The organism is Dapis purpurea BLCC-M126 (assembly GCF_050015975.1).
Taxonomy (GTDB): domain Bacteria; phylum Cyanobacteriota; class Cyanobacteriia; order Cyanobacteriales; family Microcoleaceae; genus Trichodesmium.
Genome location: NZ_JBNHER010000177.1, coordinates 1 through 16,124, shown reverse-complemented (window position 1 = coordinate 16,124; position 16,124 = coordinate 1). Strand labels below are relative to the sequence as shown.

The 16,124-nt window shown below is 35.0% G+C and carries 7 protein-coding genes; all 7 read right to left on the bottom strand.

What is annotated here, in order from left to right; all coding sequences use genetic code 11:
- Window positions 1–56: 56 nt before the first annotated feature.
- The 7 genes from hpsN to ACP6PL_RS15590 all read right to left on the bottom strand — a co-directional run bounded on the left by hpsN (window position 57) and on the right by ACP6PL_RS15590 (window position 15,771).
- On the bottom strand, window positions 57–1,058 hold the full coding sequence (gene hpsN / locus ACP6PL_RS15625; protein WP_426546189.1) for a hormogonium polysaccharide biosynthesis glycosyltransferase HpsN: 1,002 nt from the start codon (window positions 1,056–1,058) through the stop codon (window positions 57–59).
- Between the two features lie 18 nt (window positions 1,059–1,076).
- Window positions 1,077–2,705, bottom strand: a complete 1,629-nt coding sequence (gene hpsL, locus ACP6PL_RS15620) for a hormogonium polysaccharide biosynthesis protein HpsL (RefSeq protein WP_426546188.1) — start codon at window positions 2,703–2,705, stop codon at window positions 1,077–1,079.
- Between the two features lie 150 nt (window positions 2,706–2,855).
- Window positions 2,856–4,313, bottom strand: a complete 1,458-nt coding sequence (glmM, locus tag ACP6PL_RS15615) for a phosphoglucosamine mutase (RefSeq protein ID WP_426546187.1) — start codon at window positions 4,311–4,313, stop codon at window positions 2,856–2,858.
- A 512-nt stretch (window positions 4,314–4,825) separates the two neighbouring features.
- Entirely contained in the window at window positions 4,826–10,618 is a 5,793-nt protein-coding gene (locus tag ACP6PL_RS15610) for an AAA family ATPase (RefSeq protein WP_426546186.1), read from the bottom strand.
- 930 nt (window positions 10,619–11,548) lie between these two features.
- Window positions 11,549–12,364, bottom strand: coding sequence for a hypothetical protein (locus ACP6PL_RS15605; RefSeq protein ID WP_426546185.1), 816 nt, complete (start codon window positions 12,362–12,364; stop codon window positions 11,549–11,551).
- 132 nt (window positions 12,365–12,496) lie between these two features.
- Window positions 12,497–14,083 carry a hypothetical protein gene (locus ACP6PL_RS15600; RefSeq protein WP_426546184.1) on the bottom strand — a complete coding sequence of 529 codons (1,587 nt, stop codon included), beginning with the start codon at window positions 14,081–14,083 and terminating at the stop codon, window positions 12,497–12,499.
- Between the two features lie 299 nt (window positions 14,084–14,382).
- Window positions 14,383–15,771, bottom strand: a complete 1,389-nt coding sequence (locus tag ACP6PL_RS15590; RefSeq protein ID WP_426546182.1) for an AAA-like domain-containing protein — start codon at window positions 15,769–15,771, stop codon at window positions 14,383–14,385.
- Window positions 15,772–16,124 lie beyond the last annotated feature (353 nt).

Genomic DNA, 16,124 nt, shown 5'->3' with positions numbered 1-16,124 from the left:
TTAATTCTTAATTCTTAATTCTTAATTCTTAATTCTTAATTCTTAATTCTTAATTTTTAACTACTTTGTCTAGTATAAATTTGACCGTCATCCCAGATAGATTTAATCCTGGTTTGAACAGCACTAAGAAAACCAAGAGTATAGAAACTTCCACGAGTAATTATTTTTATAGTAGAACCACCTTTATAACAAGGGGGGTTGCCCAAGACATGACAATCAAATAATTTGGCAAAGAAACGCAGACATTGATTAGGAGTGAGATTTTTTAATCCCATAAAAAAATGATTGTGATAGAAAGTAACTTGATATTTGAGCGACCTTGTAGAAATATCATGGCAACCTCCACTTTCTTCACCCAAGTGAACTAAACAAGCTTCAGGATCAAACCAAATCTGATAACCAGTTTGTCGCAACCTCAAACAAAAATCTGATTCTTCGCGTACTGCACTACCACGAAAACGCTCATCAAAACTCAGACCATACTTAGTAAAAATCTCTCGGCGATAAGACATATTACAACCTCTTGCTGAAATGACTCTTTGAGCTTTAACCGTATGTACCAAATCTATGTGATACCAAGCAATACCGGGGTCTGATGCTTCTGGAGGCAAATCCTCTATTTCTAAATCTCCACCAGAATCTCCTAATTTCATCCGGTCAAATACTCTTCCTGCGACTGCTCCTATCTCTGGGCGATCGACATAGTTACGAGCATGGGTAGCCAAAAACCCTGGCTCCATACGCACATCATCATCAATAAAAAGGATTATTTCCCCACTACAATGTCTAACTGCATAATTTCTTGCTCCTGGTAAACTTGCCCAAGTTAGACGGAACAATTTAATTTTCCCAGCATTAGCTTGTTCTTCTAAATAAGCTTGAGTTTCCGGTTTATGAGTAGCAGTTTGGTCAACTACCAAAATTTCAAAATTTTGGTAGTCTTGGTTAATAAGATCGGCGATCGTATCTACAAGAGGTTCCTCCCGATTATAGGTAGGAATGACAACGGAAATGGGAATAGTTAATTGTTGATTTTCTTGGGTTAGAGATTGATTCATTTTTCACCTTCTTAATTCTTATCTACTATTTTCCATTTCTTCTTCAGCTTTAATTCTTGCCTGTTCCTGTTTATCAATTTCTGGCAACCTAAAAATTACTCCAGCAAAATACCAATAATAAACCGCAACTGGGTCTACATCAAGAGGGTAATAATAAGTGTTATAACTAATAATTAGAACAAAAACCCAATAGCTAGAACCATAACTACGTAGACTCTTGTCCTTAACAGAGCGATAAGCTTTGAAACCAGTAAAAGTAATAGTAGTTACTAAAAGTAACATTGCAATTGTGCCAATAGGTCCTATTTCATAAATTAACTTAGGATAATAAGTCTCAATTAACCTAGTTCTACCAAAAACTCTAGCTGAGTTGGTAGCCCTGCCTAAGCCATTGCCAAAAAATCCATCTTGTGAATGACTAGACTCCTCAAATTGTTGGGTAATAAAAGCAGTAGGTGGTGAAGCCTGCCAACGACTAACAAAACTATCTATCCGTTCTTGAACAACTGCGGGATTGGATACTACTGCTCCTCCTAGTACAACACCTAATCCAATACCAATAGGAAGAAACCGTTTGAGGTTAGCCACCTGACCTGTTAAGACTAATAGTATTACTGTGACTGTGGGAACCAGAGCTAGAGCAATTCTTTGACCACTAATAGCTGCATTAACAAAAACTACTGCCATACCAAATAAACCCCCCATTCGCCAGAGGGGAGAGGGGTCACTAAAAGCAACTGCAAAGGTAAAAGCAGCATTAGCAATCAAGAACCATCCCCATTGCCAGGGTGCAACAAAAGTACCAGGTAAACGAATTACACCCTGGCTAGGGCTAAATAGTAGAGCGCCTCCTACTAAACATTTAGCTTCTAGGCTTGCCTTAAATAATTCTCCTCCACTTAAACCACGAGTACCATTACACTTACCTGAACTAAGGAATTGGTACTGCATTATACCAAGTAAACAGCAGATAATAGCCAGAATTAGTGTAAGACGAGCAGCAAATAGTAATTCTTTTTTACTTTTGAGTTTATAATAAGCCCCTGTGATTAAGGGTAGGTAGCCAATCATTGCTTTGAGTCCCAATATTCCCATTCCAATTGGTTGATCTCCTGGTTTGGGAGGATCGAGTTGTTGCGCGCCATTAACCATTATTAAAGTAAGCAGACAAAAGCCCAATAAAATGTATAAGGGATTTTTCAGTGCTTTAGGAATAATAAATGGATTTCCTGTCTGTTTACACCACATACCAATACCAATCATGGCAGGAATATAAAACCCATCTTTAGCTAACTGAAATATTGGACTTCCTCCGCCTATCCAGTAAGTAATAGTACCAGCAAAGGGCATATATATTAGGAACCCCCAAAGTCCTAACATTGGGTATTTGAAGGAAAGACCTAAAACTGCTACACCACCACCACCAGCAAGAGCTATTTTTGGTTCTGCCACAAAAAATAATACGACACCAATAACAGCACCCAAACCACCATAAGTAGCCAAGTCGCTAATAACTTGCTGAATTTGTTTCGCTCTTTGGCGCTTTCTGGCAGCTAGCTCCTTTTTGCTAATCTGGGGAGCAGCAGGTTTGCCTTTCTTTTTTGATTTGCTTTTTAATTTTTTTTTAGACTTTTGTTTTGTCGCCATTCTTAATAAATTTAGAATTTAGAATTGAAAATTTAGAATTAAGAATTAAAATTTAGAATTAAGAATTAAAAAATGGTTAATTTGATTAATTTCTTAATTTAAGAATTCTACATTCTGCATTCTGCATTCTAAATTCTGCATTTTGGTAAGTCACACCAGATGTTGCTGGACTGCTAAAACTAAGTTGTCTGTCCAAGAGTTTGCTAGTTCAGCATTAATTGCTTCTACCATAACTCGAATGACTGGCTCTGTGCCAGAGGCTCGGACTAATACCCGTCCAAAGTCTGCTAAGGCTGTTTCTGCTTCTTCAATAGCTCTGACTAATGGCTCGCAGTTTTTCCAATTAACTCGGCGATCGCGGTCTTCAACCCGAATATTTCGGAGTAGTTGGGGATAAGTCTGAAAGCTTTGGTCTACTAATTCTGCTAGGGAAACTCCAGAATTTTTGACTAGGGTGGCCAAATGTAAGGCTGTCATTAGACCATCTCCTGTAACACAATAGTGGGGACAGAGAATATGTCCTGATTGTTCTCCACCTAACATTGAACCTGTGCGCTGCATTTCTGCGTGAACGTGTTGGTCTCCTACTTTTGTCCGTAACATTTGTCCGCCCTGTTTGTGCCAAGCACGTTCAAAACCCAAATTGGCCATAACTGTAGTGACAATCAAATTGTTTGGTAGTAAGCCTGCTTTACTTAAGCTTTGACCCCAAAAATAGAGTATATAATCTCCATCAATAGAACGACCTTGAGAATCTACTGCTAATACTCGGTCAGCATCTCCATCAAAAGCAAATCCCATGTCAGCTTTATTTTCTATTACTGCTTGTTGGAGAGTATGAAGATGGGTCGAACCACAGTTAACATTGATACGATCGCCGTTCGGTTGGTCATGTAAACAAATAACTTCTGCACCCATTGCTTGAAAAGCTTCTGGAGCTGTATGAACTGCCGCTCCCCAAGCTAAGTCCAGAACTATTTTCATTCCCTGCAAATATCCTGGTGTTAAAGGAGAATGCAGAGATGCTTGGTACTGCTTGACTAATTCTGGTCTATGGTAATGCTGTCCCCAGTTATCCTGGATAGCTGGAAAATCTGCTGTTCCTCTAATTCCAGATTCTATTTGTTTCTGTAATTCTGAAGAGAGTTTTGTACCGTCCGAACCAAAAAATTTTATTCCATTATCTTCGGGTGGGTTATGACTAGCAGAAATCATTACTCCCCCTATTGCCTCTGAAACGCTGGTAAGATAGGCAACGCAAGGAGTGGGGCATAAACCTAAATTCCAAACTTCTAAGCCTGCTGTTGTTAAGCCTGCTGATAGAGCCATAGCTAACATATTGCCTGAGTTCCTGGTATCTTGACCCATAATTATTGGGCCTGGGTTTGGAGAATATTGGCGCAATACTTGTCCAGCCCAAAAACCTATTTGTAGGGCTAGGGGGGCATTAAGTAGTTCTCCTGCTTTGCCCCGGATACCATCTGTACCAAATAGGGGTGTTGTGGGTAAGGACTTGCTATTCCAAGTCAATGTTGTTTCTATCGGTGTAGGTGATAAGTTAAAAGTTTTTTGTCCATAAGTTGGTTTGAATGATGGTGTTGTTACCATAATTTTCACTCCTCGTCAATATTTAAGTTATTCTCACTCTCAACAAAGAGAATAGCACTTCCGGATTTAATACATAATTTTGAATTATCTGGCTAGTCATTTTTAGAATTTTGGTTGATAATTATTCGATTTATGTAGGTATAAAATATTTCTATATTTAATGAAGTTGACAAATGATTTTACTTGTGCAGTGTAGCTAATAGCAGATTGATTTCCACTACGAAGAAAAGTCTCAATTATATGAGCTTTGATCTGTGTAGATAATTGCAGATGGAAGAGAACATAATAATGGACTTTGCTTTAACCGAGAGGGGCAATACCGATCTAGCTTCTCAGTTTTGGCAGCAAAGGAGAGATCGCCCCAATTATTTAAACCTTAATCAGATAATTCTGAATTACCGAAAAATAAAGGTTTAAAGCCTCTCCTTTAAAGGAGAAAAAAGAAAAAAATTTCCTTTTTAACCAATCCTATCTGTTTTAAGAAGAGGTAATTATTAATTATTAATTATTAATTATCCATTATCCATTATCGATTCGATCCAATACCGATCAAAAATTAATTCGTAAATGCGGTTATGAATTTTGAGGGACCCATTTTGCTTTCTTGTTAGTCCTGACAAACATAATTCTTTTTGTTCTGGAATATCTACGCTTGCTATCTCTTTTTGCTCCCATAACTGTTGATAAATTGTGAGAAGTTGGGTTTTGTTTGGACTGTAAAGAATTCGATCGCGAACCGTTTTTAAATGCTCTGGTTCATCTTGAGTTTCCCAATTTGTCAGAATTTTTTCTTGTACTAGGTTCTCTATCCATTCTGTTTCACCATTAACAGGAATGGGTGTTTTTGAATCACGAATAAACCGACATAATTTTTGAGTTAAAAAAGGCTGTCCTCCCGTCCAGTTTAATATTTCTTGAAGAACAGTTTGAGGATTACTAACTTTTTCAGCTATTCCAAATAATAAAGGTTGTGCTTCATGTCGTTTAAAGCTTTCTAATTCAATTGCTTGACCAATATTAAAAGGAGTTCTCCTAATATCAGTCATTAATTCGGAAGGAGTTGCTACCCCAAGCAAAACAAAGGTGAGATGCTGATATCTAGATTTTGGATTGCTCATTCGTTGATTGTAGCAAGACCGAATCAGGGCAAAAAAGCTATCCACCGGAATTTTTAAGCCTAAAATACTATCTATTTCATCAATAAAAATGAAGACTTTTTTTAGAGTTTGACTTTCATTATTATTCAGTTCAAATAATAAAATATCTTGCAGAAATCTATCAAATCTTTGTAACGGAGAAATATCTAATTTATCATTCCACCAAGCCTTTAAATTAACTGTGGTTAGTAAATCAAAACTGTACAATAAATCGACAGCTAATCCTTTATACCATTGTTCTATCGTCACATCTTCATCAGCGATGCGGGTTAAATCTATAGCAGCACAATGATATCCTTCATTGTTAAGATGGTGCATCATCCTCACCATCAGACTAGATTTACCCATTTGTCGGGAATTCAAAATATAACAAAACTCACCTTTTTTTAAGGCTTGATAGAGAGTGCGGTCTGCTTGTCGGACTACATAAGTAGGAGCATCCATCGACAAACTTCCTCCTACTTGATAATCAAAATTAGAGCCAGGTTCGGCAGTTTTTAGTAGGTCATTTTCAAAGATAAGTTCTGCTTGAGTTTCTTTGAGAATTTCTAAGGTTTGAGACAGTTCTTTTGTGCGTTCTTCGACTCTTTGTTCTAGGGTTTGATAGAGTCTGGAATTGTCAATGGAAATTGCAGCTTGAGCGGATAATATTTTTAATAGTTCGACTCTTTTGGCTGTGAATGTATCTGTAGTTAAATTATTTTCTAAATAAACAATTCCTTTTAATTGATTTTGATTAATTAATGGAATACAGAGAATTGATTTAGTTTCTGTGGCAATAATATAAGGGTCATTAATAAATAATCCTTCGTGAGCTGCATCTTTGAGAACGATATTTTCTTGACTGCGAGCTACATAATTAATAATCGTAGTTGGTAAAATCGGAATTGATGTTTCTGGTTCTACAAATTCTATAGGAATTGATTGTAAAATTATTACTTCATCGCTATCTATTTTTCCTTGAGCTTCAATAACCCAATTATCTTCGCGATCGAGAATTAGAAAGCCTGTTTGTGCCCCGGCATTTTCGATGGCAATTTTCATTAAATTGTGTAGAAGTTTTTCCAGATTAATTTCACCAGAAATTGCTTGAGATGCTTTAATAACTGTTGTTAAGTCAAGAACTTCTCCATCAGAACCAGAAGTAGAAATGGTTGTACTAATACCTTTTGATTTTTTTTCATTTACTACTCCTAATAAATACTGGGGATATTCCTCTTCTAACTGTTTAACTTTAGCTTTAGCACCCCAACGGATGTAACAATTATGAGCATTTCTTAAATAAAATTGACCGATTTTTTTTCTGTCAAGGGCGAGATAAAATTCTGCTGCTCGTTCGTAAGCTAAAGCTTCTTCGTGGATAAATTGATATTTTTCTGCTCCTTCAATAGCGCGATCATAGAGTTCTTCTGCTTGTAAAGTTTGTCCGAAAATTCGTGCTTTTTCTGCTTCTACTAAATCGTATTTGTGCTGGAAATTTTCTCGGCAATGTCCAGCCCATATTTTCATATCCTCTTGATTTTTTTCTACTTGCTCTAGTAATTGTTTTTGTTGAGTTGGCTCTGAATTATGATAATTAGCTAAGAAAGTAAGAGATGAATAGAAATTATATTGAGGTGCTGGTAAATATTTGGCACAAGAATCAAGATTTTCTTTAGCTTTGATTAAATAATCAGGAAGCTTATCATATTGTTTGAAAAGGTAAAGTAGAAATACTTTTGCAAAATAAGTGATAAATAACAACCATTCAATTTTATTTTCCGCCCAATCATTTAAGTAAGATTCTTCTGCTAATAAGGAATCACCAATGACAATAAAATCTTTTTGGTTATTGATTAAATTGTTTACTATTTGATGACATATATTTGTGTAATTAGTACAATACTCTATGCGCAAATTCTTAATTAATTGAAGATACTGATCTCCTTTTTCCCAGAGACTTTCTAGACTATATCCTCCAAATAAACTTATCAAATGATAAGTAATGAAACAGAAAGAAGCAAGAAGATAATTTCCTACATATATACCTTTTTGAAAGCCATTAAGGGATTTTTCTTGTACTTCAATATTTATCAGAGATTGTTTCCAATGCCATGCACATCCATAATAATTGTGGATAAGCAGAGGCTCTAATGAAGATATATTGAATTTTTCTTGCAACTTCCAAGATAGCTGTCCAAACTGATAGCCCAAGTCAATATCTATAGAAGAAAAAGATTGGAGCAAAGGATAAAAAACATAGCTACTAATAGCTTGAGGAGGATTACCATATTGAATACAGATATTAATTTGAGTTAATACAATCCAAGAGATTAAAGGTGAGTTTATAGTGCTTACAGAAGATATCATCTCTTGTAAAATTAGGATAGCCGAAATTTTATAAGGATCTGTCAGTTCTGGAAGATGAATTAAATCCTGAATCTGCTTATCTTTTAAAAGAAATTGTAAATTATTATATTCTTGCTTGGTTCTTTTTGTTACTTCATCCGAACTTTGAGGCACATCTATATCTATTTTGGGTAAAGCCAAAGCTTTACAAAAATTTTCTATTGCTTCTTGTTGTTTAAATTCAGCAAAATAAGAAAAACCTCTAATTTTATATATCCTTACCCGATCGAGAGTATCGTAGTTTTTATTTAGCAAAACCTCAGAGTCGTCTTTAACTTTTCCATAATCGGCTGTTAAATAAAGAACTTCTAAAAGTTCTAGGTGAATTTCAAATATTAATGATTTTTGATAGTTCCATTGGTTAGAATTTACAAGTTTTACCCCAGTTTCTATATACTTTAATGCCGTTTCATAAGCAGTTGATGCTTTAGCTTTTTTTCCAGCTTGAAGATTTAATTTGGCTAACTCATCTTTTTCTAGTTGGTCAGTAATTAAGTCTAAACCTTCATTAAGTTGATTAACAATATCAAAAATATTATTCTGTAACTCATCCTCTTTATTCCGAGAATCTTTAATATTTTTCAGTAACAAACGACCTACTTGTAGATGAACTTGCTTTTTTTCTGCTTCTGGAATCAAAGAATAAGCAGCTTGTTGTACTCGGTCATGTAAAAATTTGTAGGGAATAAATGTAGAATACTGAGATGAGATATCTGAGCTATTTGATAATTCTTCTGAATTCCAAAGCAGAGGAACTTTATAATTATTGTCTAGAGGAATTATTAAAGTTTCATCTAAGGCATACTGTATTTCTTTAGCTGTAACTACTTGAGGTTTATTATTGACGATTGAAAGAATTTCTAAATTAAAATTGTTTCCAATACAAGCCGCTAATTTGAGAACTTGTCGAGTTTTTTTATCCAATTTTTCAATTTTTCTGACCATCAAGTCAACTACATTATCGGTAATAGATACACTTTCAATTTCGTCTATATTCCATTGCCAATAACTTTGTAGATCATCTTTTGATTGACGGGAGTTAAATAGTAATAAATTTTCTTGGTATAAAGAATAAAGAAGTTGAGTCAGGAAAAAAGGATTGCCACCAGTTTTTTTTGCAACTAATTCAGCTAAAGGTTTAGTAATTTCTATTGAGCAACTTAGGGTATCAGCAATTAATTGATTAATATGATTAATTTTTAAGGGGTAAAGGGTAATTTCATTAACTGGTACTTTTGCTTCTTTAATTTTCTCTAAAGTATGCATTAAAGGATGAGTAGGACTAACTTCATTATCTCGATATGCTCCGATTAAAAGAAAATATTGGTTATCTGAATCTGATATTAATTGCTCAATTAAATTCAGAGATGATAAATCTGCCCATTGTAAATCGTCAATAAAAATTACTAAAGGATGTTCTTTTTGACAAAAAACACTCAAAAATCTTTTAAAAAATAAATTTAACCTATTTTGACTTTCCGTAGCTCCTAATTGTTCGACTGGAGGTTGTTGCCCAATTATTTTTTCCAGTTCAGGAATTACATCAATAATAATTTGACCGTTATTTCCTAGAGCTGCTAAAATTTTATTTTTCCAAGTTTGTAGAGTTATGTCCGGTTCGCTTAGAAGTTTACGAATTAAGTCTTGAAATGCTTGAGAAATTGCTGAATAAGGAATATCTCTCTGGAATTGGTCAAATTTCCCACTAATAAATCTTCCTCGTTGCTTTGTAATAGGTTTGTGAATTTCATTGACTAACGCTGATTTACCAATTCCTGAATAACCAGAAATCAAAATCATTCCAGTTTTTCCCAGACTAACTTTCTCAAATGTTGTTAAAAGTTGATCGACTTCTTGTTCTCTACCATAGAGTTTTTGAGGAATATGAAACTTATCAGCAATATCTTGATTTCCTAAAGCAAACTCAGAAATTTTTCCTAAAGTCTTAAATTTATCCAGACAAGTTTCTAAATCAGCTTTAATTCCCAAAGCACTTTGATATCTTTCTTCTGGAGTTTTTGCTAATAATTTACTGACGATATTTGATACAGCTAAAGGAACGTCGGAAATTAGTTCATGTACTGGTAATGGTTGTTGTGCAATATGACAATGAACTAGCTCTATAGGATCGGTTGTTTCAAAAGGAAGTTTATTGCTTAAAAGTTCATAGAAAGTCACCCCAAGGGAATAAAAATCACTGCGATAATCTACACCTCGATTCATTCTCCCTGTTTGTTCCGGGGCGATATAAGCTAAAGTTCCTTCTAATTGATGGGGGGGAAGAACTGTCAGAAATTCTTGAGATAAACGGGTAGAAATTCCAAAGTCAATGATTTTTAATTGTTCTGTTTGGGAATTATAGACAATGTTGGAAGGGTTAATGTCTTTGTGAATAATATTAGCACTATGAATAGCAGCTAAACTCTCAGTTATTTTAATGGCAATAGTCAGAAAGTTTTCTAAGGTTAATTGACTTTGGGATAGTAATAATTTTAGAGATTGACCGCCAAAGTCTTCTAAAAGCATTACTAAACTCTTCTCATATCTTTGTAAATCGTAAGCTTTAATAATGCTATCTAAATTCAAGGAACGAGTAATTTCATATTCTTGTTTGTAGCGAGTGAGTTCAGCAGCAGTAGGATAATTTTCTTTGAGGATTTTCAGAATAATAGGCTGATTATCTGGTTTTAATAAACCTTTATAAACTAAGGAATTAGCACTTTCATATATTCGCTTAGTAAGCTGATAGTTAGTTTCCATAATCATTTAATCAGTCAACTATAATTTAAGTAGATAAGTGATAAAATTTACTACTATTAGCGCGTCTAGTTTTAAAATGTGGATAAATTTGAGTTAATTAAAACCTCTCCCCCGACTCCTCTCCTACAAGGAGAGGGGATAAATGCTCCCCCTTCCCTTGCAGGGAAGGGGGTTAGGGGGTTAGGTTTTACCCACAGTTTTAGTCTAGACGAGCTACTATAGTCATTTTAAATAAAAATGAAACATTTTTTTTGCTGAAACTCTTTGCCAGTAATAAATCCTTGTGTTAGTCTAAACTGAAATGACTATATGTCATTAATTAGAAATATAAAAACCTTTCATAGCAAAGAATAGCGCCTTTGTTTTCTAACATTTTCTATTTTGATTAGGATTTACGCATGAACGCTATTGGTAGTGGACTGTTTCATCTAAAACTGTGCATTAGATTTGTCATTGCGAACGAATGTGAAGCAATCTCCGGCCAACTTCCTATTGCATCATTTAAGATGAAATAGTCCAGTAGGGTGTGTTAGCGCTAGCGTAACGCACCAAGCCACTATATATAGAGCCTTTGCGTAAGTCCTATTGATATAAAAAAAGGTATCAAACTCTCTTTACAGCAATTTTCATTTCGGTAGAACACAGTAGGGACGTTCCATGGAACGTCCCTACGGGGTTTTGGTTGTGACGATGTGGTTGATCAATCTGAAAAGCTCTGTAATTAATAAGTTCAGCAATCGCCAAATTTTTAAATGAAACAGCCCTGATACCATCAGTAGGGGCAAACCACCGTTTACCCCTACAATATTTACTATTCTTCCCTAACGATCGATACTTTACCCAATTGTTCTACCAGTTATAAAGGTTGTTTGAATTGCGATCGCGTATTGGAGATGTCCAATGGGTTCATAGTCCTAAGATAATTTTGCTCTAGGAGCAAGCCCCCAAGGGAAGAAAAACTGGAGGAATATATACGCCTTTTGTTGTATCTTCCTTTACCCATTTATTTAGTTGATATTTTGTTGTATCATTTAGTGGATAACAGGGTGGAAAGGCAATGTATGAAATGAATGCTTTTGGGAGACATCGTTTATCTTGAATATCCTCATAACTCCCAATAAATGTAGTGGTATCCACTATGAAGTAACACTTATTTACCAATTCTTTACCTTTTTTGGATGATAGTGTGAAACCTTTCCCATTAATTTTTGTGAACAGCTCGTTCAATGTAAGTGTAGGTATTTTCGCTTCAACTGGGGCAATATTAACATAACCCTCTTTTTCGTCATCATCATTTTGAATCTTCTCACTTGTGAACAGGTAGTCAATACACTTAGATAATCTATTTACTACATCTTCTGCTTGTTCATTGCCGTAAGAGATACAAGCTCCGGCATACATACTTTGAGTGTTGAAAATTTCAATTATAAAGTTTTTGAGTTCTATTTCTCGAGGATCATCTTCAAACACTAGATAAGAATCACCATACCAAATCCAGGCTATAAGTTTAGATAATTCTATTACGGATTGCTTTATAAGAGCTTCATCGTTCGATAGTCCCTCTGGCAGAGTAGTTTTTAATGGAAATTGTAATGACATTATGTAATCTCCTTGATTGAATCTAATATTTGCGATAAACTTACTAAAGTATAAAGCAAATTTACAGCGGTTTTCATTTGAATAGACCACACTAGGGACGTTTTGCTGCGCAACATGTTTGCGGAGCATGACCTTAGGAAAACGCATTTTTGTTATGCAATGTCTAAATCTGAAAGTGCTATGTAGCAACAGTTTTGAACTTTTGACTTGGAAAGACTCCAGGCGCTAAAAACCTTGACTCACAAAGCTTATAGTTCTAATTGATGACAGGCTCTAGGGTTAATTGGAATTATTAGATGAATCTTCAGCGCGTCTCATAAAAAAGGATAAGTCTGCAAAACTCTTGCCATCTGGCAATTTAGCCTTATTCTGATGACATTTAAAACAAGAATTGTTTTGTTGATTGAAAGGCTCTAAAGCAACATTTGCCAAATGCTCGTTACCAACCAAGTACTCATCATAATCAGTCTTAACAACTACTTCGGGACTACTTAACCATTGGACTCCAATGAGTTGATAGTATTGAGGCCATACCTTTTCCTCGCCCCATTTTTGTGATGTTGTCCAGTGTTTGTTTATCTCTTTTACTTCTTCACTAAGGGGATGTTCTCGAGTTATTTGTGAATGGATTTGTGGTTCATATTTGCCCATAGTTTTGGTCATAGCATAAATAGTGTTGGTCACATGATCAGGAGATTTAGGAGATATATCTGTCTCCTTCAAGCCCCAGAGGTAAGGTTTTTTTGCAGTAGAATGATTGTTTTCTGGACATATTTCTCCTTTGCAATTCGGATCGTAAAGATGATAATTTTCATCAGTGTTTTTTTGTTTCTCAATATCCTTATTATCAGGTGCATTGTTTATATGCTCAAAAGTTGCAAAAATCCAACCAGCATTACTCGTTTTGCGAAGGATATGAAACCCGACTAAAGCTACATCTACTATTTTAGGAACTTTGTTACCATCTTCGGTGTCAACCTCAATTCCTCGCTGTGTGATGTAATACTTCTTCTTTTCCTCCTCCTTCATATCTTTGGCAACCATCCATGCAGCCTTAACTTCGATCGCTCCTTCATTGTTATGCTGATCGTTGCAATAATCTGAAATTCTACCAACACCTTCATTGAGAGACTTTTTTTCACTGCATACCAATAGAAAATTGGAGCTGCTATAAAAGTCCTTGAGATTTTTTGCATCATACCAACCTTTCTCGATAATTTGATTAACTTCAATTGGGTTTATTCGTCCTTCATTCATAATATAATTTCCTTTACGATCGACTAAAGGGAACTTGGGATCAAGAATACTTATTTCTCCCTCATATTTAGAGGTGCCTTCCTGTAATCTCAATTTCGGTAGTTCGGCTAGGTATTTGGCTAGATATTCTGATTTTAGTTTTTCGTTATTTATTTCGGGAAGACATTGAGGAGGGGAAAACTGATGCTTAAATTTACCATGTTCATCTTTAGGATTTTCTCCTTTAGATAGAAAGACCTGTTCAGGATATGAGTAAAATTCCCAAACACGAGGTGGATCAGGCTTTTCCCAAATTTTTATTCCCTCTTCTGGAAAAGGTTTACCGTCACAGTGCGCAGACCAATTCAAAGCAATAAAAGTTTGCCAAGCAAAATCACTGATATAGTTCACGTCTCCATTAAAATCAGGATTGGGTGGAATTTTACTTGTAATTTTCACATTACTTTTATGGGTATATGCCGGATCTAGATTGAGTGAAATTTTACTTGTAGTTTCCACATCACTTTTATGGGTATATGCCCAACTTGGATCGATCAGCAGTATCCATAAACAACTAACAAAAACCAAAAATAGAGACAAATAAGTCACAAGACGTTGAATAAGCTTCATAATTAAATGCTAACTAACTAATATAAATGACGATCCATGTGTGGATAATCTGAGCCAAAAATTATATTTTCAGAACCTATAAACTCAATAATTTGAATCAGATAAGGTTCAGATGGGCTAACCGCAATATACAATTAACGGCAAAAATACTTGGATGGCACAAATTTACCATATCTTTGACTTCCCAATATAAATTTTGAAAAGTAATCATAAATCGACCAAGAGAAGAAAAAAAAATCCTTTTAGCCAATCCTCTTCTATATAAGAAAAGGCAATTAATAATTATTAATTGTTAATTATTAATGAGGTTGTTGTTGACTTCCAAAATACTGTTGATACAAATCACAACTTAATGTAGCCTTATTTCCATCTAACTTAATTAACCCCATACTACTTAACTTATAAGCAATAATAGGCTCTAATAATATGGGTTCATTAGTATTGACAAGATTTTGTACAGCGATCGCTAATTCTGGCTCCTCTTCCAACTTCACTTGATGACGTCGCAAATGACTACCATAAATTCCGGTAGATGTGGCAGCAGTTTCTAATAATTGCCTCATTGTTATATCTTCTCGACTCAGATGATAAATAGCCAGATGCACCAGTGATGGATGTCCTCCGGTGGTTGCCATCAAAAGATGTGCTTCTTCTCCATCACTCCAGTCGAGTCCGTAAGATTGGGCTAATTCCAAAACTTGTTCTAAGTTAAAACTACCTAACTGAATTGGTAACCCCACATTAAAAGGTGACTGTTTAAGTTGCAGAGGCACATAAATTTCAGTAGAATGAACTACTACTAAACGCAGTTTTTGCCACACAGGTCGTCTTTTTGCTTCCTCATACCACGATCGCAATAGAGGAAAAAAATCTTTTGCTATTTCTGGATACTCAAAAATCTGGTTGACTTCATCCAAAGCTAGGAGTAGAGGAGAATTAGTTGACTGTAATAAATAGTTGCGAAAGTATAGACTACAGCTAATTTTGCTACCAATATCTTCATCCCAATAGTCATTTAAGTTAGGCTCTAGGTTGAGTTGATAAGCAATATTAGCACAAAACCAACGTAAAAATTTGTTGATACCACCACTCAAAATGTCTTGACCTACCTGTTGTAAGTCTAAGTTCACGGTGCGATAGTCCAAACTTTCTGCATAGTTTATAACCCTCAAAAGAAGGGAAGTTTTGCCCATCTCCTGGGGAGCTTTTATTCTCACCAATGCTCCTGGTTTCTCAATTTCTGCATACACTTGGTTCTCAATATCGGCTCGTTGTATGTAAAATGGCGAATCTAGAGAAATAGATCCACTCGGAAATATTGGTGACATTAGTTGTCTTACACTAGGAGAAAATTTTCCGGAATCTTGACTCACGACAGTTTTTTTTGAAGTAGCTTGTAGAATGAGATATGCTTTAAGTTGAGTCTGACAGTTCTTCTTTGTCACTCTTTGACCAATAATATCAGAAATTCGTCTAAATAACTCAGGAGCAACGACATTACTTAGATAACTTGAACTATAACTTGCCTCTTCAGCGACTATATTATAAGTCTTATTATCCCAAATACCTTGGAGAATGATAATTTCTGTGGTATTTAAAGGATAATTGTTGGTTTCTAGTAGCTTACGGTTAATAGTTTCTAAAACAAAATCTAGCTTGATAGAGTCTACATTTAGTTTTGTATCCATCTGGAATTATTAAAAAAATATTAGGACTTATATAAAGACACTATATCAAGACTTACGCAAAGATACTATATATAACCTACATACCGCACTTCAAAATATAGTAGACAAAATATAGTTTAATAGTATAAAAGATGAGTAGTTAATAGACATTTGGTGAAAAATATATAGACTTTTTGTCAAAGTAGGGAACACTTAACAGGGAAAAGAGAATAGATTTTCAGTAAAAATGTACAGAAAATGATTTTTTACGGAAATTTTACAACTCTAGCTTACCGATAAATTGTGGTCTAAATCCTCCCTTTTTACAGCGCTTTTCAGTTGAGTAGACCACAAAACTGTTGTAGGAGTAATGA

Bases quoted from the DNA above. Each gene is read 5' to 3' on its own strand.
- hpsN (WP_426546189.1), bottom strand. From the start codon at position 1,058: ATGAATCAATCTCTAACCCAAGAAAATCAACAATTAACTATTCCCATT.
- hpsL (WP_426546188.1), bottom strand. From the start codon at position 2,705: ATGGCGACAAAACAAAAGTCTAAAAAAAAATTAAAAAGCAAATCAAAA.
- glmM (WP_426546187.1), bottom strand. From the start codon at position 4,313: ATGGTAACAACACCATCATTCAAACCAACTTATGGACAAAAAACTTTT.
- ACP6PL_RS15610 (WP_426546186.1), bottom strand. From the start codon at position 10,618: ATGGAAACTAACTATCAGCTTACTAAGCGAATATATGAAAGTGCTAAT.
- ACP6PL_RS15605 (WP_426546185.1), bottom strand. From the start codon at position 12,364: ATGCGTTTTCCTAAGGTCATGCTCCGCAAACATGTTGCGCAGCAAAAC.
- ACP6PL_RS15600 (WP_426546184.1), bottom strand. From the start codon at position 14,083: ATGAAGCTTATTCAACGTCTTGTGACTTATTTGTCTCTATTTTTGGTT.
- ACP6PL_RS15590 (WP_426546182.1), bottom strand. From the start codon at position 15,771: ATGGATACAAAACTAAATGTAGACTCTATCAAGCTAGATTTTGTTTTA.